This is a genomic window from Brevibacillus sp. SKDU10 (assembly GCF_001645205.1).
Taxonomy (GTDB): Bacteria; Bacillota; Bacilli; order Brevibacillales; family Brevibacillaceae; genus Brevibacillus_B; species Brevibacillus_B halotolerans.
Map to the genome: position 1 here is coordinate 1 of NZ_LSSO01000198.1, position 22,402 is coordinate 22,402.

The 22,402-nt window shown below is 42.3% G+C and carries 21 protein-coding genes and 1 pseudogene; 20 read left to right on the forward strand and 2 right to left on the reverse strand.

All coding sequences use genetic code 11. The annotated features are described in order from the left end of the window. The 20 genes and pseudogenes from AYJ08_RS24135 to AYJ08_RS20065 all read left to right on the forward strand — a co-directional run. Positions 1 to 202 (forward strand): annotated as a pseudogene (locus AYJ08_RS24135) (hypothetical protein); the annotation flags it as partial. Positions 203 to 251: 49 nt separating this feature from the next. Beyond that, on the forward strand, positions 252 to 830 hold the full coding sequence (lepB, locus tag AYJ08_RS19975; protein WP_064019165.1) for a signal peptidase I: 579 nt from the start codon (positions 252 to 254) through the stop codon (positions 828 to 830). Positions 831 to 1,222: 392 nt separating this feature from the next. Then, positions 1,223 to 2,539, forward strand: a complete 1,317-nt coding sequence (locus AYJ08_RS19980) for a cytochrome ubiquinol oxidase subunit I (protein WP_082891036.1) — start codon at positions 1,223 to 1,225, stop codon at positions 2,537 to 2,539. 19 nt (positions 2,540 to 2,558) lie between these two features. Then, the gene (locus tag AYJ08_RS19985; protein ID WP_064019166.1) at positions 2,559 to 3,578 is read left to right on the forward strand and encodes a cytochrome d ubiquinol oxidase subunit II; all 1,020 of its coding nucleotides are present in this window, start codon (positions 2,559 to 2,561) and stop codon (positions 3,576 to 3,578) included. 120 nt (positions 3,579 to 3,698) lie between these two features. After that, positions 3,699 to 4,010: a rhodanese-like domain-containing protein gene (locus AYJ08_RS19990; protein ID WP_064019167.1), complete on the forward strand. Its 312-nt coding sequence runs from the start codon at positions 3,699 to 3,701 to the stop codon at positions 4,008 to 4,010. Between the two features lie 19 nt (positions 4,011 to 4,029). Next, positions 4,030 to 4,452, forward strand: coding sequence for a hypothetical protein (locus AYJ08_RS19995; protein ID WP_064019168.1), 423 nt, complete (start codon positions 4,030 to 4,032; stop codon positions 4,450 to 4,452). Positions 4,453 to 4,462: 10 nt separating this feature from the next. Then, the gene (locus AYJ08_RS20000) at positions 4,463 to 5,083 is read left to right on the forward strand and encodes an SCO family protein (protein ID WP_022586352.1); all 621 of its coding nucleotides are present in this window, start codon (positions 4,463 to 4,465) and stop codon (positions 5,081 to 5,083) included. 256 nt (positions 5,084 to 5,339) lie between these two features. Beyond that, the gene (locus AYJ08_RS20005) at positions 5,340 to 6,272 is read left to right on the forward strand and encodes a phosphate ABC transporter substrate-binding protein (protein ID WP_064019169.1); all 933 of its coding nucleotides are present in this window, start codon (positions 5,340 to 5,342) and stop codon (positions 6,270 to 6,272) included. A gap of 50 nt (positions 6,273 to 6,322) precedes the next feature. Continuing rightward, positions 6,323 to 7,309, forward strand: coding sequence for a phosphate ABC transporter permease subunit PstC (pstC, locus tag AYJ08_RS20010; protein ID WP_082891037.1), 987 nt, complete (start codon positions 6,323 to 6,325; stop codon positions 7,307 to 7,309). Next, positions 7,309 to 8,199 carry a phosphate ABC transporter permease PstA gene (pstA, locus tag AYJ08_RS20015; RefSeq protein ID WP_064019170.1) on the forward strand — a complete coding sequence of 297 codons (891 nt, stop codon included), beginning with the start codon at positions 7,309 to 7,311 and terminating at the stop codon, positions 8,197 to 8,199. The genes pstC and pstA overlap by 1 nt, the downstream gene beginning before the upstream one ends. A gap of 18 nt (positions 8,200 to 8,217) precedes the next feature. After that, the gene (gene pstB, locus AYJ08_RS20020; protein ID WP_064019171.1) at positions 8,218 to 8,994 is read left to right on the forward strand and encodes a phosphate ABC transporter ATP-binding protein PstB; all 777 of its coding nucleotides are present in this window, start codon (positions 8,218 to 8,220) and stop codon (positions 8,992 to 8,994) included. Positions 8,995 to 9,318: 324 nt separating this feature from the next. Continuing rightward, positions 9,319 to 10,971: a ribonuclease J1 gene (gene rnjA / locus AYJ08_RS20025; RefSeq protein WP_064019172.1), complete on the forward strand. Its 1,653-nt coding sequence runs from the start codon at positions 9,319 to 9,321 to the stop codon at positions 10,969 to 10,971. Positions 10,972 to 11,051: 80 nt separating this feature from the next. Continuing rightward, the gene (locus tag AYJ08_RS20030; RefSeq protein WP_031411784.1) at positions 11,052 to 11,483 is read left to right on the forward strand and encodes a BrxA/BrxB family bacilliredoxin; all 432 of its coding nucleotides are present in this window, start codon (positions 11,052 to 11,054) and stop codon (positions 11,481 to 11,483) included. Between the two features lie 212 nt (positions 11,484 to 11,695). Continuing rightward, positions 11,696 to 12,343, forward strand: a complete 648-nt coding sequence (ytaF, locus tag AYJ08_RS20035) for a sporulation membrane protein YtaF (RefSeq protein WP_064019173.1) — start codon at positions 11,696 to 11,698, stop codon at positions 12,341 to 12,343. 203 nt (positions 12,344 to 12,546) lie between these two features. Continuing rightward, positions 12,547 to 15,312 (forward strand): calcium-translocating P-type ATPase, SERCA-type, encoded by a 2,766-nt coding sequence (locus AYJ08_RS20040; protein WP_369799695.1) that lies wholly within the window; start codon positions 12,547 to 12,549, stop codon positions 15,310 to 15,312. Positions 15,313 to 15,363: 51 nt separating this feature from the next. Beyond that, positions 15,364 to 15,642, forward strand: coding sequence for a hypothetical protein (locus AYJ08_RS20045; protein WP_064019174.1), 279 nt, complete (start codon positions 15,364 to 15,366; stop codon positions 15,640 to 15,642). A gap of 126 nt (positions 15,643 to 15,768) precedes the next feature. Then, entirely contained in the window at positions 15,769 to 16,809 is a 1,041-nt protein-coding gene (locus AYJ08_RS20050; protein WP_157452901.1) for an LCP family protein, read from the forward strand. Between the two features lie 227 nt (positions 16,810 to 17,036). Continuing rightward, entirely contained in the window at positions 17,037 to 18,068 is a 1,032-nt protein-coding gene (locus tag AYJ08_RS20055) for a methionine ABC transporter ATP-binding protein (protein ID WP_064019176.1), read from the forward strand. Beyond that, complete coding sequence (locus AYJ08_RS20060; protein ID WP_064019177.1) at positions 18,068 to 18,751, forward strand: methionine ABC transporter permease; 684 nt, start codon at positions 18,068 to 18,070, stop codon at positions 18,749 to 18,751. The genes AYJ08_RS20055 and AYJ08_RS20060 overlap by 1 nt, the downstream gene beginning before the upstream one ends. 31 nt (positions 18,752 to 18,782) lie before the next feature. Beyond that, positions 18,783 to 19,637 (forward strand): MetQ/NlpA family ABC transporter substrate-binding protein, encoded by an 855-nt coding sequence (locus AYJ08_RS20065; RefSeq protein ID WP_064019178.1) that lies wholly within the window; start codon positions 18,783 to 18,785, stop codon positions 19,635 to 19,637. 219 nt (positions 19,638 to 19,856) lie between these two features. On the opposite strand, the gene AYJ08_RS20070 is transcribed toward AYJ08_RS20065, so the two are convergent. Continuing rightward, positions 19,857 to 21,080, reverse strand: a complete 1,224-nt coding sequence (locus tag AYJ08_RS20070) for a PqqD family protein (protein WP_064019179.1) — start codon at positions 21,078 to 21,080, stop codon at positions 19,857 to 19,859. Positions 21,081 to 21,095: 15 nt separating this feature from the next. Further along, positions 21,096 to 22,256 carry a HesA/MoeB/ThiF family protein gene (locus AYJ08_RS20075; protein ID WP_064019180.1) on the reverse strand — a complete coding sequence of 387 codons (1,161 nt, stop codon included), beginning with the start codon at positions 22,254 to 22,256 and terminating at the stop codon, positions 21,096 to 21,098. Positions 22,257 to 22,402 lie beyond the last annotated feature (146 nt).

The window sequence follows — 22,402 nt, forward strand, 5'->3', positions numbered from 1 at the left end:
GCCGGAGCCAGCACCAAACCCAAGCGAGCCGCAACAGCCGGAACCAGCATCTGAACAGTATCAGGAAATGCCCCAAGTATCTGCAACAGCCGAGAAGCCAATCCCATCTGTAGAGGGACCTGATCCAATAGAGAGCCAGGAGCGCCCAGCAGATATTCCAGACCCAGCAAACACAGACAAGGAATTACTCCCGACACCATGATCTATTCATAATGAGGAAACCACAACTCTATAAGAAAAAGGTGTTAAGGATGGAAACGATAAAACTAAAAACAAAAGAAAATGATGCCGCACCTAACCAACCTAAAAAGTCAATCCAATCTGAGCTTCTTAGTTGGCTACGTTTTTTCCTGATATTGGCAGTCGTTTACTTTCTTATGATAAATAGTATTGGTCTGACAAGGGTGGTTGGTCATTCGATGGACCCTACCATGCAGGATGGAAGTATTGTACTGTTAAATAAAATCCCTACTCATTTTACAAAGCCAGCCTTAGGTGATGTAGTAGTTATTCACGAGGAAGCGAAGGGATATGAAATCATCAAAAGAATCATTGGCTTGCCTGGTGATACGGTGAAAATTGAAAAAGGAGTCGTCTATGTAAATGATAGTCCACTCCCAGAACTATATACGCAAGGTGTATCAGAGGATATGGCTCCCCTAACAATTCTTCAGGATCACATGTTTGTATTAGGAGATAATCGAACATTGGGTGAAAGTATGGATAGCCGTGATCCTAGCATTGGTCAAATCCCTATTACAGACATTAAGGGATACGTTTCCTTATCGCTATTTCCCTTTTATCGAGTAGCTAAGCCTTTAGAAGTGTAAAAGAATATGACACAATCCAGCCTTCGACGTAAGGCTGGATTTTTGTTTTCTTGAAACATATTCGTAGCTAGAGGTAGCTATACTAAGAAGGGCTAGTCCCTGCCCTGACACAATAGATGTTTACTTGTTAAAAAACCTCCTGCATGACCCGTTTTTTTTTTATAAATCAGATATGAGCCAATCGGCGGAAATCAAGCATTATTTATTGATTTATTGAAAAGAACGCTAGTGCTAGACATAGTTTATTCACAAATAAATACTAGCTACAAATTCGACAAAAATTCGCCCTGCATTGTTCACAACATAACGATAGTTTTTAATATATAAGTTGAATATGTGTGATAAAATTCACACTGAAAGAGAACGATTTATGGTATGAGGGGGGAGTATGATTGGAACTGGATAGCACTATGCTGGCTCGAATACTAACATCCGTGACATTGGGGTTTCATATTATTTTTGCTTCAATGGGTGTCGGTATTCCTTTGGTTATCTCTATTGCCGAGTTTATTGGGATTCGAAAAAAAGACAAAGCTTATCTATTAATGGCGCGGCGTTGGACACGAGGTTTTACTGTGACAGTAGCAGTGGGGGTCGTGACAGGAACCTGTATCGGTCTTCAATTAAGTCTCTTGTGGCCGTCATTTATGAAATTGGCGGGAGAAGTAATAGCGTTACCGCTGTTTTTAGAAACGTTTATGTTCTTCTTTGAAGCAATTTTCTTAGGCATTTATATTTATACATGGGACCGATTTAAAAATCCTTATCTTCATTGGCTGATCTCTATTCCAGTGATAATTGGTTCCACTGGTTCTGCTTTCTTTATTATGACAGTGAATGCTTTTATGAATACGCCGCAGGGCTTTACCCTCGTAGATGGAGTTTTACGTGATATTCAACCGATGGTAGCGATGTTTAATCCGGCTACTCCTTCAAAAGTGGGGCATATGGTCTTTGCTGCGTATGCCACTAGTGCGTATGTGATGGCTGCGATCGCTGCCCTAAGCATTTTGAAGGGGAAAACACATTCCTATCACAAAAAGGCACTTAACCTGTCGCTGACGCTTGCGTTTATCTTTTCAATGGGAACGGCTATGTGGGGAGATATTGCTGGTAAGTTCTTAGCGGAGTATCAGCCTGCGAAGCTAGCAGCAGCGGAGTGGCATTTTGAAACCACTGACAAGGCCGAATTTGTTTTTGGTGGTATTTTGGATAAAGAAAAGCAAGAGGTTAAATATGCGATTAAGGTGCCTTATGCTCTTAGCATTTTAGCAACTAACTCTCCAAATGGCGTAGTAGTAGGGTTAAATGACATTCCTCGCGATGAATGGCCTCCGCTGTTTATTCATTATTTGTTTGACAGCATGGCAGCTATAGGCGGATATATGGCATTGATTCCAGTGCTTTACTTCTTGATTGTCAAGGTACGGAAGCGGGTGCCTCCTAAATGGATTCTGTGGGCTTCTGCTCTTGGGGCTCCACTTGGATTTTTAGCAATTGAATTTGGCTGGATGTTTGCGGAGATTGGCAGACAACCTTGGATATTAAATGGTTATTTACGAACGATGCATGCAGCGACAACGGCAAATAATGTTGGAGAAATGCTGATTCTTTTCTGCCTGCTGTACGCCTTTCTGGGAACGGTGTGCGCCCTTGTTCTTAAACGGATGTTTAAAGATAAACCAGTCGAATTGGAACTGGAAAAATAAGACGGGGAGGTAGAAATACATGACGCTTGCATTGCTTGGGATAACCATTCTGTGGATTTTCCTGTATGGTTATCTAATCGTTGCTTCCATTGACTTTGGAGCGGGATTCTTTGCTTACTATTCTAGACGCCGCAAGAAGGACCACATCGTAAACGGAATTATTCAGCGCTATCTGTCCCCTGTCTGGGAAGTTACAAATGTGTTTCTGATCTTCTTTATTGTAGGGATTGTCGGTTTCTTCCCGGACACGGCTTACTATTATGGCACAGCGTTGCTAATTCCCGGCAGTTTAGCTTTAGTGCTGTTGTCTTTACGCGGTTCTTTCTATGCTTTTGCGCATTACGGGGCTAGGGACAGTACCGTTTATTATGGAATTTATGGAATTACGGGTCTGTTGCTTCCTGCTGCTTTATCTACCGTTCTAGTAGCATCGGAGGGTGGATTTATTGTAGAAGAGGGCAGGAAAATTCATCTATTAATGGGCAAAATGCTGGCGACTCCTTACACCTATGCGGTTATATTTCTTGCTTTAGTCAGCGTATTATTTATTAGCGCAACCTTTTTGACCTTTTACGCTAATAAAGCAGGAGACAAGGGCGCGACCAAGCTGTTACACTCCTATGCAATGATTTGGTCCCTTCCAACTATTATTGCCAGCTTGCTTGTGTTTTGGACCATTCAAATTCATAATCCAGAGCATTATGCCAAAATGGTGGAAAACGGATGGTTTTTCGTTGTTTCTTTTGTTTCGTTTCTGATAGCCTTCTTTTTATTGTATAAACGACGCGCGTATGGGTGGGCGTTTATTGCGGTCATGCTCCAGTTTTTCTTTGCTTTCTTTGGATATGGCAAAGCGCATTTACCTTACTTGTTGTATCCCTACATCACAATTAACGATAGCATTAACAGTCCAGAGATGGGGAGGGCGCTAGTCATTGGGTTCATAGCCGGGCTATGTTTATTAGTTCCTTCGCTCATTTTGTTGATGAGGCTCTTCTTATTTGATGCTAAATACGTCAAAGGTGATAAGAAAAACTAGTAATTTGTTAACAAATTTTGACAAGAGAAGTACTCCAGCAGTTTGGGGCTGCTTCTCTTTTTTTTCTGTAGGAGACATATGATATATTTGAATTATCGTAAAATGAGGAGGATATTATTAATGAATAATTTCGTAAGGGAAGTTACACCTGAAGAGGTGTTGACGAAATTAATGGAGAAGGCTGCTATTCAAATTATTGATGTGCGAGAGCCAGAAGAGTGGGTGGCTGGTCACATTGAAGAAGCGATCCTAATTCCCTTAAATGATGTTCCAGCATCTCTGGACCGATTTGATACTTCCAAAGAAATCATCATGGTATGCCGCAGTGGAGCAAGAAGCTACCATGCTTGCGAGTTTTTAAAGCATAATGGAATTGAAGCAGTCAATATGGAGGGCGGCATGCTCGCTTGGCCAGGAGAGATTGCTCGCTAAAATAAAGTGGGGGAGTAACATGCCGAAACAACAGATAAATTGGTTGGGCTGGCTAGGAGCAATGTTTCTGTTACTCGTCGTAACCGGTTGTGGTGGCAGCGATAAGAAGGAAGGGACCATCGAATTGCAAGCCACCCAAGATGGTTATCAGGCGAAGCTGGAAATAAAGCCGGGAATAGCTGGAGTTAATACGTATACAGTCACGATTACCAATGACAAAGCACAGGCAACAGCAGGGCAAGGAGCTGTGCTGCATTTTGAAATGCCTAACATGGATACCCATGGTAAAAGTGAAAAGGAGCTAAAGAAGCAAAAGGAAGCAAACTGGCAAGAATCCGGCCCGCATATTATGATGCCTGGTGAATGGCAGAGCATGCTGGAGTGGAAAGATGATCAAGGCAAAGTACACACGTTTCTATACAACTACGAGATAAAAGAGTAGGGGGATAAAAATGGAGGATGTAACAGCAGGGAGCCTCTATCGAAAGTGGTTGCCCATCTTTGGAGTCATTATTATTCTGATTGCTGTAGGCAGTGTTTTGTACAAAAGCTATTTTTCAACGGCTGATATGCCAATTATTAAGAAAGTTCAAGATTTTACACTGGAGCGGATGGATGGGCAGAATGTCAAGCTTTCCGATTCCAATGGTAAAGTCCGTCTCATCTCATTCATTTTTTTGCGTTGTCCCGATGTATGTCCGCTAACCACACAGCATATGGTGGATTTACAGAATGAATTAAAAGAAGCTGGGATGTATGGAAAAGACATAGAATTCATTTCTGTCACTTTTGATTATGAAAACGATACTCCTGAAGCCTTGCAGAAATATGCGAAAGCAGTTCAAGCGGATCCTAGCGGCTGGCAATTCCTACGTGGTCCAGATGATATTATGAAGCCAATATTAAATGATTTTTGGATTGGTGCAGAGAAGCAAAAGGATGGCCTCTATGTACATACTATGAAGACATTCCTTTTAGATAAAAATCAAAATATTCGTCAGATATACGGTATGGCGGATGATATGGACAAAGAAAAGATTTTGCGTGAAATGAAAAAACTAGTCAAAGAGTAAGAGGCTTTGTAACGGTTGAGGTAGGTCTACTATTTCAATTTCTTGAAAATAACTAGATAAACAATTGAGAAGGCTGCCAAAAGGAATGGCAGCTTTTTTCTTACCCAAAAATCCGCTTCTTTAAACCCTCCTACATGAAACCTTAACAATCCTTAACACTCCTTTTACGTTACGTTCATTCTAGCTTTAAGCTCGGGATGTAGGATGAGAGTGTATAAGAAATCAAATGATTTGAAGGTGACGAGGGGGATTTCCTTTGAAAAAGATTTCATCCATTTTTATGGCAGGTATGCTATCTGTAGGGTTATTGTTAACTGGCTGTGGAGCAGGAGGCACTTCTAATGCGACAGCACCGGCTACACCAGCACCAGCTACAACCGAAACGAAAACAGATACAAATACAGCCAGCAGCGGTTCGATTACAGCTGTAGGTTCCACAGCCATGCAGCCGTTAGTAGAGCAGGCAGCTAAGAAATTTATGGAAAAAAATCAGCAAGTGCAAATTCAAGTGCAAGGTGGAGGTAGTGGCACAGGCTTAAGCCAGGTGGCCAATGGTGCAGCTACTATCGGTAACTCTGATATTTTTGCAGAAGAAAAGAAAGGCATTCCTGCTGACCAATTAGTAGATCACAAAATTGCTGTAGTAGGTATGGCAGCCGTGATTCATCCTAAGGCAGGTGTAGATAATCTAACAAAGCAACAATTAATTGATATTTTCACAGGTAAAGTAACCAACTGGAAGGAAGTGGGCGGAGCAGACCAAAAGATTACATTGGTCAACCGTCCGAAGAACTCTGGTACTCGTGCTACATTCGTGCAATACGCTCTGGATGGTGCAGAGGAGGCTGAAGGAATCACGGAGGATTCTTCCGGCACGGTTCGCAAAATTATCGCAGAAACTCCGGGAGCAATCGGTTACCTTGGCACTTCCTATCTCAATGATACGGTAAAAGCAGTAAAACTAGATGGTGTAGAAGCTACGACAGAAAACATCGTAACAAATAAATATAAAGTGTGGGCTTATCAGCACATGTATACAAAAGGTGAGCCAACAGGCGCGCAGAAAGAATTCTTAGATTTCATGACAAGTGACGAAGTACAAACAGGAATCGTACAAGAGCTGAAATATATCCCAGCATCCGCCATGAAGGTGGAAAGAACAGCTAAGGGTGAGATTACACAAAAATAGAGAAACGTGTAGCTCAAAAAAAGGTGAACGAAATAAAGGGGGAGCGTTTAGTGAGCGCTGAACAAAGAACAACACTGTTACAGCAGGGAACAACAGTAAGAGCGGGGCAAATGAGAAACTCCGCTACTGCCAAAAAACTTTCCGATCGGTTCCATATCAATAAAAAACATGCATGGGAAGAAAAAGCAGGGAAGCTAATTACAGCTGTCTGTGCGGGATTGTTAGGCCTTCTAACGCTCTCCATCCTCTATTTTATTGCTTCACGCGGCCTCGCTACCTTTATGGTGGACGGGGTTAGCGTGTCGCAATTTTTTACCGGTACAAAATGGGACCCAGAAGCAGAGCCCGGCCAATTTGGGGCAGTAGCTTTTATACTAGGTTCCTTTGGGGTAACTCTGATTGCAACATTAATTGCAGCCCCGCTAGGCATTGGAGCGGCTGTGTATATGACAGAGATTGCGCCAAGATTTGGCCAAAAAGTATTGAAGCCAGTCATGGAGCTGTTAGTTGGCATTCCATCGGTGGTATACGGCTATGTAGGTCTTACCTTGCTTGTTCCGTTTCTTCGCAGTCAATTTGATATTTTAGGATTTAGTTTACTTGCAGGGGGAATTGTCCTAGCAGTTATGATCCTGCCGACTGTGACCAGCGTTGCCGCTGATGCAATCGCAACTGTGCCACAGGAATTACGCAATGCCTCGCTTGCATTAGGTGCCACTCGCTGGCAAACAATTCGCCATGTTGTGCTATATACGGCACGGTCTGGCTGCCTGACAGGTGTTGTTCTTGGTATGGCTCGGGCCTTCGGTGAGGCGCTAGCTGTCCAAATGGTTATTGGAAATACGCTGAAGCTGCCTGGAGGTTTATTCGATCCGTCGATTACACTGACAAGTGGCATCACATTAAATATGGGAAATACGATCCCAGGTACTCCTTATCATAATGCGCTTTGGTCCATGTGTTTGGTTTTGTTGGCTATGTCCCTATTATTTATCCTAGTGGTTCGCTTAATCGGTAGAAAGAAGGGGGCCAAATAATGACTAACAAGCAAAAGGATAAACTCGCCACCCTTTTACTTACTGGAATTGCTGTTCTCTTAATTGCTATGTTGATCGGTCTTTTGGGTTTTGTGATCAGCAAGGGGGCAGCAAAACTAAATTGGGATTTTATCACTTCCCCGCCTGACATGCTAAACGCAGGTGGAGGAATTGGTCCTCAGCTATTTAACTCGCTGTATTTATTGGTTTTAACGATGTGCTTCGCTGTTCCTATTGGGCTTGGCGCAGGAATTTATTTGGCTGAATATGCGCCAGACCGCAAGTGGGTGCATATGATTCGCATGTCTATTGAGGTGCTGTCTTCGCTACCGTCCATCGTTGTAGGTCTGTTTGGGCTGTTACTGTTTGTAAGCATGACAGGCTGGGGATATTCATTGATCTCTGGGGCGTTGGCTCTGACTGTATTTAATCTGCCGTTAATCGTTCGGATTACAGAGGATGCCCTGCGTTCTGTCCCGCATGATCAGAAGGAAGCTAGCTATGCATTAGGTGTAACAAAATGGAAAACAATTGTTTCGGTTCTATTACCTGCTGCGTTGCCCGGCTTGGTTACGGGATTTGTACTTGCTTCAGGTCGTGTATTTGGAGAAGCGGCAGCACTACTGTTTACAGCGGGTATGACCTCTCCTGATATTCAATTTCATAATTTGGATCTAAGTAGCCCATCTTCCCCATGGAATGTATTTCGTCCAGCAGAGTCACTAGCTGTACACATCTGGAAAATTAATGCGGAGGGTCTCGTTGCAGATGCCCGAGAAATTGCGGATGGAGCGGCGGCTATTCTGGTGATCGCAGTTCTTCTGTTTAATGGTGGGGCACGTTGGTTTGGTCGTTGGTTGCACAAGCGTTTGACCAAAATTGCCGCCTAAGGAAAAGGGGAATCAATCATGCCAATAACAATGGCCCAAACAAAAGCTATTATTGAAGCGGAGAGCTTGTCCGTTTTTTATGGCGATAAGCATGCTGTAAAAAATATTCATATCCAAATGGAACGCAATACCGTAACAGCCTTAATCGGTCCGTCCGGCTGTGGGAAATCTAGCTTTCTACGCACGATTAATCGCATGAACGAAGAGATTAGAGGCTGTCGTGTGACAGGGAGACTTTTGCTAGATGGAGCGAATATCTATGAGCCTTCTGTAAAAAAAGAGGGATTGCGTCAATCGGTCGGAATGCTGTTTCAACGTGCTAATCCCTTTCAAAAATCCATCTATGAAAACATTGCATTTGCACCGCGCTATCACGGGACTGCTAATAAAGCTGAATTAAACGATATAGTGGAAGAAAGTTTACGAAAGGCTGCCTTATGGGACGAAGTGAAGGATCGGCTGAATGATTCCGCTCTAGCTCTGTCAGGGGGTCAACAGCAACGGCTGTGCTTAGCACGTGCAATCGCAATGAAGCCGGGAATCCTGCTTTTAGATGAACCTTGTTCAGCGTTGGACCCAATTTCTACCTCGAAGATTGAAGAGCTCATCATCCAATTGAAACACGATTATACGATTGTCATTGTGACTCATAATATGCACCAGGCTGTACGAGTAGCAGATGAGACGGCTTTCTTTCTCATGGGAGAGCTAGTGGAGAAAGCCTCCACTGACAAATTATTCAATAACCCTAAGAGAGCAGAGACAGAAGATTATCTGAGCGGCCGTTTTGGGTAAGAATAAGGTGACACAACAGTAAAAACCAGCATGGCTTTAAGTCATTGCTGGTTTTTTTATATAACGGGAAAACATAACGATATAGACTACTTGTATGAGTGCAAATCAATCTTTCATGCGTTTAGGCATGGTAAAGACCTGTTTTCGCGGATTCTTGCTTTTTTTAGTCTGTTTTATAGTCGAAATGAGTATACTAATTTTTTAGTGGAAGAAAAGTGAAAGTGTGAAAGCCTTGGGAGAATACAACTATCCATATGAAAATTATGTTACTATAAAGGCAGAGTGCATAGAACGGCCCACATCGTATTTGTAGGAGGTATTTTTTTGAGTGAGGTTAAAATTTTTGGTTTAGGTGGTCTGGGGGAAATTGGTAAAAATATGTATTGCGTAGAGTACGAGGATGAGATTATCATCATCGACTGTGGCGTAAAGTTTCCTGAGACTGAAATGTTTGGGATAGATTTGGTGATACCAGATGTTTCCTACCTAATTGAAAACCAGCATAAGATCAAGGCTATGGTACTTACTCATGGACATGAAGACCATATTGGTGCTATTCCCTATGTGTTAAAACAAATCCAGACAACGATTTATGGCGGACGCCTGACACTTGGTTTAGTAAAGGCTAAGCTTGAAGAGCACCGTATGCAAAATGACGTAAAGATGGTACCTGTGTTTGAAGATACGATATTGCCATTTGAAAATCTCTCTGTTTCTTTCTTCCGTACTAATCATAGTATTCCTGATTCGTTTGGCATTGCGATTGAAACTCCAGAAGGAACAGTGGTTCATACAGGGGATTTTAAATTTGACCTGACACCGGTAGGACGTCCTACAGAGTTTGGAAAAATTGCCCGCATCGGAAAAAATGGTGTACTAGCTTTGATGTCTGATAGCACCAACAGTGAACGCCCAGGCTTTACAATGTCAGAGCGTACGGTTGGCGATAGCATTATGGATGTCGTTAGCAAAGCGCGAGGTCGTATCATCCTGGCAACCTTTGCTTCTAATGTGCACCGTTTGCAACAGGTTGTAGATGCCGCAGTGGCGGATGACAGGAAGATTGCTGTTATCGGTCGAAGCATGGAAAAAGCCTTCATGATTGGCCAGGAGCTAGGCTATATCCAAATGCCTGAAGGATGTCAAATTGACATTAAAAACATTGATAATTACTCTGATAACAAGGTATTAATTATTTGTACTGGTAGTCAGGGAGAACCGATGGCAGCGCTAACGCGTATTGCGTCTGGTTCACACCGTTCCGTTCAGATCTATCCAGACGATACAGTAATTATCTCTGCATCGCCGATTCCAGGAAATACAGTTAATGTAAGTCGCATTATTGATAAGCTATACCGTGCTGGAGCTAACGTAGTACAAAACACAGCGTTTGATATTCATGCTTCTGGTCATGGTAGTAGTGAAGAATTGCGTCTTATGCTGAGCTTTTTGCGTCCTACATACTTTATTCCAATCCATGGAGAGTATCGGATGTTAAAACAGCACGGTAGATTAGCTGAACAGGTGGGTGTAGAGTCTGATAACATCTTTATTATTGATAATGGCGATGTAGTTTCTTGCACCAGAGAATCAGCGCGTGTGACAAGCAAGGTTACAGCAGGTATCGTGCTTATTGATGGCAGCGGTATTGGTGATGTTGGTAATATCGTATTGCGCGATCGTAAGCATCTTGCCGAGGATGGATTAATGGTTGTTGTCGTTAGCATCGATATGAAACAATTTAAGCTTCTGACTGGTCCAGATATCGTAAGTCGCGGTTTTGTCTATGTGAGGGGTTCCGAATCGCTGATCCAGGAAGCTACTGCTTTAGTCAAACAGAAGCTATTGGAAGCATTAGATCGCAAAGTGAGAGAGTGGTCTGAATTGAAATCTCAGATTAACCAGGTATTAAAGCCGTTCATCTTTGAAAAAACGGGACGCAACCCGATGATTCTTACCATTGTAATGGAAGTGTAATAAATGTAGATCCGCTGTACTCGATTGATACGAGAACAGGTATAATAGAAGAAATGTATGTAAAGGAGAGTTGAACGATTATGATGTCTTATGAAGCATATATGAGCCAAGTTATACAACCAATGCGAGATGAGTTAACACATGCTGGGTTTGAAGAACTTCGCACAGCAGAAGAAGTAGAAGCAACCTTCTCGAACCTAAAAGGAACTGCATTGGTAGTGGTTAACTCTGTATGCGGCTGTGCAGCAGGATTGGCTCGTCCCGCAGCTATCTATTCGACTCGCCATGAAGCTAAGCCAGACCATTTCTACACAGTTTTTGCTGGCCAAGATAAAGAAGCAACTGCGAAAGCACGCGAGTATTTTGAAGGATACCCACCTTCTTCTCCATCCTACGCACTATTGAAGGATGGTAAGCTGGTAGCGATGGTTGAACGCCACCAAATTGAAGGCAATGAGCTTGAATCCATTGCGCAGCTCCTAACTGATGCTTTTGATCAACATTGCAAATAGATAGCAGGGAATTAGAACGTCCATTCCATAATAGGAATGGGCGTTTTTTTTCTGAACATCCTGGTTGTACAGGGGATGCAAGATAATAAGACACAATGGCCTAGAAAGCGAGCAGTGGTGCATAGACAAGGGTAAAAATACTTTAGGCACTAAAGTAACCGGCCCCCCGCTATCTTTCATATGATGGGATGAAAGAAGAGGTGGATATAGATATGGGGCTAGTGTCGTTATTGCTGATTTGTTTAGCAATCAGCTTGGATGGTTTTGGCGTTGGGATGTCATATGGCTTACGTAAAATGAAAATGCCGTTTCTTTCGTTTATGGTAATTGGTCTGTGTTCCTTTACCGTCATCTTTGCTTCTATGACAATAGGACAATGGCTTCAATATTGGGTAACTTCAGAACTTAGTTCTAAAATTGGAGCAACCGTGCTTATTCTGATAGGTGGTTTAACCTTTTGGAAAATGATGGTTGGCAAACAGAAGCAGTCAGATATCCTACCCGTAAAGGAGAAGGCAACATATCGGGAATTTCGCTGGACAATAAGAATGTTTGGTTTAATGATACACATTTTACGCGATCCTGCCAGAGCGGATACAGATCATTCGGGGCATATCGTAGGAACAGAAGCGGTCATGCTAGGTCTGGCGTTGTCCCTTGATGCATTTGGTTCTGGAATTAGTTTAACCCTATTGGGGTTTGCACCTCTCTTGACCTCGGTCTGGGTGGCTTTAACTAGCATGATCTTATTGTGGGCGGGGATCAAGGTTGGACGGCATTTTTCATCGGTTGGATGGTTTCGGCGGCTATCATTTCTCCCGGCAATCCTTTTAATAGGAATAGGTCTTTTCAAATGGTGAGGGAACGAACGGAGGGCTTCGGTATCTTTCGTTTTAAGAGAAGAAACCGAAGCTTTTTCGATTACATGGACGATTAGCTATCCTAGGGATTGAGGCGACAAAACTGCTTCGCGCACCAGATGTTTTTCATTTCAAGCTTTTTTCATACTAGTCTGCTTGTCTGCATAGATATGAGAATAAGTTGATGAAGAGCATTGGAGGAGATTGTATTGAAGCCGAATAAACCGTGGTACCAAGTCCCTCTATTGGAAATACCCAGGATGATAGGCAGTGACGTTCAAAACGGTTTAACACAGGAGGAAGCGGCTACTCGTAGACAAAAATATGGTAAAAACCAGCTTGCTGAGGCCGAGAAAATCCCACTTTATGTTGTGTTTATGAATCAGTTTAAAGATTTTATGGTGGGAGTGCTAGTGGTTGCCACCATCCTCTCCTTTTTCTTAGGAGAGTACCTAGACGCTATCGCCATCATTGCCATCATTTTTTTAAATGGCGTGTTAGGCTTTATTCAGGAAGCTAAAGCAGAAAGGTCACTCAACGCTTTAAAAGATATGGCAGCCCCTATGGCCCGTGTCATTCGCGGCGGAAACTTGGACATGATCCCTGCTACCCTATTAGTTCCAGGCGATCTTATCCTTCTTGAAGCAGGTGATCGTGTTCCTGCTGATATGAGACTGATTAATGCCAATCGGTTAGAGATAGAGGAATCTACGCTTACGGGAGAATCGATAGCAGTAATGAAAACTGCGAATGTGATTGAATCAACAGGAGCTGTACCACTCGGCGACCAGAAGAATGTAGCTTTTATGGGAACGATGGTAGCCGGAGGAACTGGAAAGGGAATTGTTACTGAAATAGGCATGTCTACCGAGATTGGAAAAATTGCGCATTTGATCAATCAAGCTGACAAGCTAGAAACTCCTTTACAGATAAAATTGGAACAGTTGGGGAAAACACTCGTCTGGATTGCATTGCTGCTTACGATCTTTGTCATTGTAGCAGGGGTTTGGCATGGACAAGAATTGATGACAATGTTTCTCTCAGGGGTTAGTCTTGCTGTAGCGGCTATACCGGAAGGATTGCCTGCAATCGTTACAGTAGCTCTTGCTCTAGGCGTGCAAAGAATGATTAAAAGAAATGCCATTGTTCGCAAGCTCCCCTCGGTCGAAACGCTTGGTTGTGCGTCAGTCATTTGCTCTGACAAAACAGGGACTCTTACTGAAAATAAAATGACAGTGACTCACCTGTGGCATAGCGGAAAAAGCTTTGATGTAACGGGGAATGGCTATGAGCCCAATGGGGAAATTACATGGCAAGGAAAATCTATCAAGGCCACAATTGATCAAGGTCTATCTCAGATTTGTCAAATTGCTGAGAGATGCAATAATGCAAAATTAGTAAATGCTCAGCAAAAGGAGAGGACCAAGTTCATTTTGTCTAAAAATATTTCCACATGGAATGTGATTGGAGATCCTACTGAGGGAGCCCTGCTTACCTTAGCCTACAAGGCATTAAAGGAGGGGAAAAAACAAGGCGACCCCACCATTCGCATTGATGAATTACCATTTGATTCTGAGCGTAAAATGATGTCTGTAGTAGAACAATCTCCAGATGGAAAAACAGAGCTACTAACAAAGGGAGCTGTTGAGGCTCTGTTAAAGAACTCCTCTCACATCTATTGGCAGGGAGAAATTATACCTCTTACAAATGCTCATCGTATAGCAGTTGCTAAGCAAACAGAAGAGATGGCAAGTAGAGCTCTGCGAGTCCTAGGCTTTGCTTACAAATCACTCCAAAACTATAAATCAGGCGAAAACTCATCTCACTTGGAAACGAATCTTACATTTGTAGGGATGGTTGGCATGATTGATCCTCCACGTCAGGAGGTAAAGTCTGCTATCCAGCTATGTCGTCAAGCAGGCATTAAAACAGTAATGATTACCGGGGATCATAAAATTACCGCAGAAGCGATAGGACGTCAAATTGGTCTGTTGCAGGGAGGTAACAGCCATGTGCTGGAAGGGGCCACCATTGATGAAATGACTGAGGAAGAATTGATGCAAACGGTTGAAAAGGTATATGTTTATGCACGTGTGTCTCCAGAGCACAAGCTACGTATTGTCAAAGCGTTGCAAAGCTGTGGTCATATTGTAGCAATGACAGGTGATGGTGTAAATGATGCACCTGCCATCAAGGCTTCTGATATAGGGATTGCAATGGGAATTACGGGAACAGATGTCACGAAGGAAGCAGCATCCCTGGTATTGCGTGACGATAATTTTGCTACGATTGTTTCTGCTGTTGAAGAAGGCCGAAACATCTATGATAATATTCGAAAGTTTATTCGCTACCTACTTGCATCCAATGTTGGAGAGATTTTAGTTATGTTTTTCGCTATGCTGATGGGACTACCCTTACCCTTACTTCCTATCCAAATCCTATGGGTGAATTTAGTGACGGACGGACTACCGGCTATGGCATTAGGGGTTGATCCGTCTGAGGGAGACACAATGCGACATAAACCGCGTAAAAAACATGAAAATATTTTTGCCCGTGGATTAGGCTGGAAGATTATTAGCCGGGGTTTTTTAATTGGAACGATGACCCTAGGAGCTTTTATCATTGCGTATCATGAAAATCCGAATGATCTTACTCATGCTCAAACAGTGGCGTTTGCTACTTTAGTACTAGCACAACTCATTCACGTATTTGATTGCCGCAGCGAGCATTCCGTTTTTCACCGCAATCCATTTAGCAACAAGTTCTTGGTCTGGGCAGTGCTTTCGTCAATGGCTTTGGTGCTAGTGGTTATTTACTGGGATGTCATGCAGCCAATCTTTAAAACCACCTCCCTCTCCTTACGAGATTGGGCTTTAATCTTTGTTGCAGCAGGAATTCCTACTTTTGTTGCTGGAATGGGCGGAGTTCTTCGTTCCTCGCAGCCCAAAGAAGCTTATAAAGCCAACTAATAGAAGCGCACTCTCCTCGGCATGCATACAGTAGCAACAGGAGGGGGTGCTATGGAAACGTTTTTTCTTGTGATGACTCTCGCCTGTTCGCTCATCGCTTATCTATTTGAGGAGCGATTATGGGTAACCCTACTTCGAACTACTGATAAGACGGAATTTGTCCAATGGTGCAAGCATTTGGAGGAGCAAGGCATCGAGTATCATAGTCAAAAACATTTGATTCATGAAAATCACGCTTGGGTAAAGGTATACAAGGTTAAAGTTCCGAAAGAACAAGAATCACGCGTGAATAACCCATATCATGAAGAGAAAATGCAAAGAAGGAGCTGACCATCAGGTAGCTCCTTTTTCTTCTATTCTCCAAAAGTGGAAAAGAAAAATGATTCGCAAAACAGCCGTTTCGAGTATACTAGTAGGATGAAACAAGCCAACAAATTTTGACACGGACTGACAAGGATGGTGAAATCCAGTTTGAGCATTCGAACTAAGCGTATTCTATTATTATGTATATTTCTTATTTTGATTACGGCGGCTTTTTTTGCATATAAAATCTTTGGTTTTTTGTCAGGTATTCAAGACACAACAATCTTTCCGCCAACATCGAATCCGACTGCTACAAAGCCAGAGGCTCCACCTGTATGGACGGGAACCGAGCGCGTTAACATTTTATTAATGGGTGTAGACAAACGTGAGATGCGTCCAAATGAACTGCCACGCTCTGATAGCATGATGCTAGTGAGCATTGATCCAAAAAAGAAAACGTATGATCTTTTCTCTATTATGCGTGACACGCTGGTACGTATACCGGGACATGGCAAGACGCGTGTAAATGAAGCTTTAGCGTATGGCGGCCCAGAGCTTGCCATGGAAACAGTCAGTGATTTTGTAGGACAACCAGTCCATTACTATGTAATCACTGATTTTGAAGGTTTCAAGAGCTTGATTGATGCTGTTGGGGGTGTTGAGATAGACGTAGAAAAGAACATGCGCTATCATGACCCGACAGATAAAGGAAAGTACGATATTAATTTAAAAAAGGGATTGCAACGCTTAGATGGTGAGAAAGCATTGCAATATGCTCGCTTCCGACATGATGCCACCTCTGACTATACACGTACAGAGAGACAGCGTAAGCTATTAAGCGCAGTGGCTACCGAATTAAAATCTACCACTACTATTTTTCAAATTCCTAAGATTTTGGATAGTGTACAGCCTTATATCCAAACCAATCTTGCCACACTTGATATGATTAAACTAGGCTCATTGGGGATGTCGCTTAAACAGGCAGGAGAAGGTGGTCATCAATTGCCACCGCTGCATAAGTTCCAAGAAGCCCATGTTCCTGGCAAAGGTGCTGTGCTAATTCCATCTGAAAAAGACGTCATCAAATATGTGGACGAGCAGCTAAATAAAAGTGACGCAGCAGAGGATGAAGAAGGAAAACAGAAAGATTCCTCTAACACCAATCAAGATTCCTCTGTAAAGCATGCTTCTTAGAAGCGCAATTTATTTTGATAGAGATGGTTTATCATGAACCATCTCTATTATTTTTCCATTGACACAGGCTGCCTAATTCTTTATTCTTATAGTTGATTTAGCCAATTCCTAGTGATTGTGTAGGAATTGATATATGTCTTAAAATTTCGAAGATTCCGAAATGATTTGCGTAATTTATTGCCCGTTCGGTTAGAGCCGCGGGTGAAACAGGGGGCGATTCTACTCTCATGATTAAACTAACAAACATTGTAAAGGTTTTTAAAAGTCGTTTTGGAACCTTTACAGCCCTAAATGGTGTCGATTTGACAATCCAGCAGGGAGATATTTATGGCATCATTGGATACAGTGGAGCTGGAAAATCAACGCTAGTCCGTATGATTAACCTACTAGAATCGCCAACTAGTGGTGAGGTTACTGTGGGTGACACACATCTCCATAATTTAACGCCAAGAGAATTACGTAAGGCAAGACGCAAGATCGGTATGGTTTTTCAGCACTTTAACCTGCTGTGGTCGCGTACAATAGCAGACAATGTAGCATTGCCCTTGGAGATTGCGGGCGTGCCAAAGTCACAGCATCAAGCAAAGGTAAAAGAATTATTAGAATTGGTAGGGTTGTCAGATAAAGCAGATATGTATCCATCTCAATTATCCGGCGGTCAAAAGCAACGTGTAGGTATTGCTCGTGCATTGGCCAATCAGCCTGATGTGCTGCTGTGTGATGAAGCAACATCAGCTTTGGACCCGAAAACAACCGATTCTATCTTGGAATTATTACAAGATATTAATCGCAAACTAGGGTTAACCATTATTTTAATCACGCATGAGATGCATGTGATCGAAAAAATTTGTGATAAGGTAGCTGTAATGGAAAGCGGGCGAATCATTGAAGCGGGTGATGTCGTAGAAGTCTTCTCCCATCCTAAAACTACTACAACCAAAGAATTCCTGAGCCAAGTATCTGGTAATGATCAGCTATCTGCTGAATTTTTGGATAGCTTGGGACCGGGTGCAGTCCTGCGTCTAACCTTCTTGGGCGGTTCAGCTAGTCAATCTATGATTAGTCAGTTAGTCAGTGAGGTTGGAGTGCAGGCAAATATTTTACAGGGACAGATTAAGCGTTTAAAAGATGTTGCCTTCGGTACTCTGTACATTCAGATTCCAGGTGATATTGATGCAGAATCAAATGCTATTGCCTACCTAAAGAAGAGTGGCATTATTGTTGATGTCATTCGAGGTGCAGAAGGAGGTAATCGCTAATGAATGATTTCTTGTTAACTTATTTACCGAACGTCGTGAAATTCTGGGATTTAATTCAGAAGGCCATTTGGGAAACAGGTTATATGGTCTTGTTTTCATTACTATTTGCGGCACTTATTGGTATACCATTAGGCATTTTACTCGTTGTGACAAGCAAAGGACATCTAAAGCCGATGCCAGCTTTATATCAATTACTTAGTTTTATTGTGAATATCTTTCGATCGATTCCTTATATTGTATTAATTATTATTCTTATCCCGGTCACGCGCGCACTCATACAGACTTCAATCGGACCTAACGCGGCGATTCTAAGTCTTGTTGTTGGATCAGCACCGTTTATTGCTCGCCTGGTGGAAACCTCCATTCGTGAAGTAAATCGAGGTGTGATTGAAGCGGCGCAATCCATGGGTGCTAGCAACTGGCAAATTATCTATAAAATCTTGATTCCAGAGTCGCTGCCGGGTATTGTCTCAGGCATTACGGTTACTGCTGTTAGCCTGGTAGGATATACAGCGATGGCAGGTGTCGTAGGTGCGGGTGGCCTAGGAGCGATGGCATTTAACTATGGCTTTAATGGGTTTAAGCCAGATATCATGCTGGTTACGACTGTCTTGCTAATTATTCTTGTCCAAATCATTCAGATGATTGGTGACGCGATTGCGCGGAAGCTGGATCATCGTTGATTATAATGCATGAAAATAGGGGGGTAAAAGGATGAAAAAAATTTTTTCTACACTAGCAATTGGGGTATTAGCTTTAAGCTTGGCGGCGTGCGGTGCTGGTAATAAAACCGATAATAGCACAGCTGCACCACAGGAAGGACAACCGGTCACACTAAAGGTGGGAGCAACGGCTGTTCCTCATGCAGAAATTTTAAATGAAGTGGTTAAACCGATGCTACAAAAGGAAAATATTAATCTTGATGTTGTCCTGTTCCAAGACTTTGTCATGCCTAACACCCAGCTTGCTGAGAAGGAATTAGATGCCAACTATTTCCAGCACATTCCTTGGTTAGAGAAAACGAATAAAGAAAAAGGGTTAGACCTTACGTATGCAGCAGGCATTCACATTGAGCCGATGGGAATTTACTCTAATAAAACCAAAGCTTACAAGGATGTAGCAGCTCTTCCGCAGGGCGCAGTAGTAGCAATTACGAATGCTTCTGCAGAGCAAGGCCGTATTCTTGTCCTTCTTGAAAAAGCGGGTCTGTTAAAATTAAAGGATGGAGTGGCTACCAATGGAACTGTAGCTGACATCGTGGAGAAAAAAATAGAATTAAAAGAGCTAGAACCAGCGATGCTGCCACGTGCAATTGACGATCCGGGTATTGATGCAGCCGTGATTAACTCTAACTTTGCGATGGAAGCTGGATTAAAACCAACAGAGAACTCTATTTATATCGAAGAGGGTAAAGATAACCCAAATGTAAATGTATTGGCGACTCGTCAAGACAATAAAGATAGTGAAGTAATTAAGAAGCTTGCTAAAGCGATGACTTCCCCTGAAGTGAAAGACTTCATTGATAAGAAATATAATGGTGCTGTAATGTTTGTAGGACAGCTTAAATAACAATGTTGAAAAAACTGTCGAATAAAATCGGCAGTTTTTTCGTCGAAATGAGCATAGAGGATATAAAAAAAGATGACCCGGGATTTTTTCTAGGTCATCTTTTTGTGCTTATTAGACGGAACCAGCAATAACTGTAGTAGCAATTCGACAACTACATCTAGTTTTAAGCAAGTAGGCTGCCTCGTAGTAGAGGCGCCTACTTTTGTTTTACAAGGAGAGTTACGATACCTGACGGGTTACATTGCGGGTTATTTTTCTTTGCCGATTCCATGACCAGATGACAATACCGAATGGGAGCAACGTTAAAAAAAGTAAGAGAATACCATCCACGAATTGCCAGGAGAGGATGGGGTATTGTAAGAAATCAGTCGTAATTCGGCGAATAATCTCGATTGACTGGAGCAAAAAGAAATTAAAGAAGAAGTAGAGCGCAAAACAAAAGCCCAGCAAAAAGAAAATAGAGTACCAGCGGATCACCTTTTTTTCTCGCATATCTACAGCGTCCCATGTCTCTTGTTCGTCAGGCGTCCATTTTCGGTAAAATTTACGTAGGAATAGCTGAGTATTATCAAATAAATTATTACAGCCAAAAAAGGTAGTAAAGACATAATAAATATCCGTTCGCATAAAGAACATGAATTGAAAGCCCAGAGCCATTAAGAAATTCAAGTTCATTAATTTAATAAAGGAGAGTAGAAAATCAGATAGCAAGATGACTCCTGCATCATTAGCGTACAGAAGCCAGACACCCATACTAAAAAAGAGGGCATCTCCAGCCATCCCCGCCAGATAGGCTGTATAACGCTTATTGGGTTCCACTAGCACGATGTCTGACATATTTGTTTCCGCCACAGGAAAGAATAGGCGATGGCTAAAACCGATTCGGCTTCCTACCCCAAGAGAACGCACGGCAGTTAAGTGGGCTGTCTCGTGTATGAACAAAAACAGATAGTTAACAAGAACTGCTAGCAACAGAGAAGCAGTCAAGGATGGCGAGCTAAAAATATCGGTAAACACAGGAAAATATTCATGATGAACAAAGAGAAGAGTAACAGCAGATAAAAAGCAGGCAATAGAGAAAGAGAAGGTAAATTTATTAAATAATACTTTCCCAACGTGTTCGGATATCCATGGTAAATGATCGACGCGTATCTCTTTTTCATTTACGACTACTCCGTCTACTGTATATACAAATTGATATTCGTTAATCAGATCGAGTGCAAAATCACGAACATCAACAGGCTCACCAAAGCGTTTTTCCATTTCTTCAGCTACCTGAATGATGGTTTGTCCCTGATCTAGCATCTCAATGATTTCGACTGCGAAGGTAGGCAGCATGATATATTCGCTTTTATCGGGTCGACCAATTATGGTTTCTTCTTCATCGACCTGACGTTTTTTTAAGGGATGCATACGCAGCTTACTGTTATTTGTTAATTCCATTGATTCGTTCCTCCGTTAGCTAAGCACTTCTTCGGCTGGTTGCTCCAACGAGAAGATAGAAAGTGTGCGATTTCCTTCACCGCAGGTCGGGCAATCTAGCTCTTTTCTTTCCATTTCGGAAATGGTTTTTGTTTCATAAGTTAAGAAGTTGATCGACACGAATTTTCCCTGAGATCGAGCTTGACTTGTACCTGTGAGAATTTTGCATGCTTCAGAAGCGATAATCCCTGTAATAATGGATAAATTCGGAGCAATAGTAGCTGTAGGAAGATGGTAGCCTGAATCCACCAAATATCTAAGCTCCTGTTCGTATTGATCTGGGTTTTGATCATAGTGATGCAGATGGAAGCAATCCAAGCAAGGCGTTTTTTTGGGGTAAATATGATAAAAGGTTCCTTCTGTTAAATTGACTCCACCTGCAATATAGGGGATTTCTAATTCAACGCAAGCTGTATTTACCCATCTCTGAATGAAAAAAAAGGGGGTATCAGCAGCTAAAATAACAAGATCACTGCCTGCTATAAGCTCCTTAACATCGCCGGCAGAGGAGATTTTCTTCCTAATGGTTTCTACTGACATGCTTGAATTCCGTTCTGTAACAAATTCCTCCGCTACTTCGATTTTTAACCGGCCGATATCACTTTCTTTAAATAATAATTGGCGATTTAAATTACTCAGCTCCACACGGTCAAAATCTGCAATTCGGACATTTGCAACACCCAGACCAGCAAAGCTAGACAAGAGAGTAGAGCCAAAGGCCCCTGATCCAAGAATGGTTACTTTCTTTTGCAGTAAATCTTCTTGAATCTTACTAGGAGGATTGTCTATATCCGAATAAATCGAAAAGAAGCGAAGATTTGCCCGATACCGATCCATTTGAGCCGTTGAGAGAGAAGTTGTTTCTTCCCAGGTCTGATCTTCAAGATAACCCAGAGAGTTAAGAGCAGTAATCGCCTCTGTTAACTCCTCAAATGTGACCTCTGGATGCTTGCTGACTAGCGCCTGGTGTATCTGCTTAGTAGTGCGGGTGCCATCAAGTAGCTGAATTAATGTTTTTATAGACCCTGTTTCATCGGGAATATGATTGAGGAAGCCAGATACTTGTCCAAATTGGAGAGTGTCGGAGCCAATTTCGATAATAGGGTGGATTTCTTTTAAGATAGGTTTTTGTTCCATGCAATACATCTCCTTATAGGTATAAAACGACGATAAGAGTAGCGTAACAAAGATCCATAATCCATCGGGTAATCATAAACAGGAATAAAACAAATAATTGTCAGAATTATCTAACGTAGATTGTATCGTTTCGTTAGGCGCATTTC

Bases quoted from the DNA above. Each gene is read 5' to 3' on its own strand.
- AYJ08_RS20065 (WP_064019178.1), top strand. From the start codon at position 18,783: ATGAAAAAAATTTTTTCTACACTAGCAATTGGGGTATTAGCTTTAAGC.
- AYJ08_RS20050 (WP_157452901.1), top strand. From the start codon at position 15,769: ATGGTGAAATCCAGTTTGAGCATTCGAACTAAGCGTATTCTATTATTA.
- pstB (WP_064019171.1), top strand. From the start codon at position 8,218: ATGCCAATAACAATGGCCCAAACAAAAGCTATTATTGAAGCGGAGAGC.
- AYJ08_RS20045 (WP_064019174.1), top strand. From the start codon at position 15,364: ATGGAAACGTTTTTTCTTGTGATGACTCTCGCCTGTTCGCTCATCGCT.
- AYJ08_RS20070 (WP_064019179.1), bottom strand. From the start codon at position 21,080: ATGGAATTAACAAATAACAGTAAGCTGCGTATGCATCCCTTAAAAAAA.
- AYJ08_RS19985 (WP_064019166.1), top strand. From the start codon at position 2,559: ATGACGCTTGCATTGCTTGGGATAACCATTCTGTGGATTTTCCTGTAT.
- AYJ08_RS20030 (WP_031411784.1), top strand. From the start codon at position 11,052: ATGATGTCTTATGAAGCATATATGAGCCAAGTTATACAACCAATGCGA.
- AYJ08_RS19990 (WP_064019167.1), top strand. From the start codon at position 3,699: ATGAATAATTTCGTAAGGGAAGTTACACCTGAAGAGGTGTTGACGAAA.
- AYJ08_RS20000 (WP_022586352.1), top strand. From the start codon at position 4,463: ATGGAGGATGTAACAGCAGGGAGCCTCTATCGAAAGTGGTTGCCCATC.
- AYJ08_RS19995 (WP_064019168.1), top strand. From the start codon at position 4,030: ATGCCGAAACAACAGATAAATTGGTTGGGCTGGCTAGGAGCAATGTTT.
- AYJ08_RS20055 (WP_064019176.1), top strand. From the start codon at position 17,037: ATGATTAAACTAACAAACATTGTAAAGGTTTTTAAAAGTCGTTTTGGA.
- AYJ08_RS20060 (WP_064019177.1), top strand. From the start codon at position 18,068: ATGAATGATTTCTTGTTAACTTATTTACCGAACGTCGTGAAATTCTGG.
- AYJ08_RS20075 (WP_064019180.1), bottom strand. From the start codon at position 22,256: ATGGAACAAAAACCTATCTTAAAAGAAATCCACCCTATTATCGAAATT.
- lepB (WP_064019165.1), top strand. From the start codon at position 252: ATGGAAACGATAAAACTAAAAACAAAAGAAAATGATGCCGCACCTAAC.
- ytaF (WP_064019173.1), top strand. From the start codon at position 11,696: ATGGGGCTAGTGTCGTTATTGCTGATTTGTTTAGCAATCAGCTTGGAT.
- pstA (WP_064019170.1), top strand. From the start codon at position 7,309: ATGACTAACAAGCAAAAGGATAAACTCGCCACCCTTTTACTTACTGGA.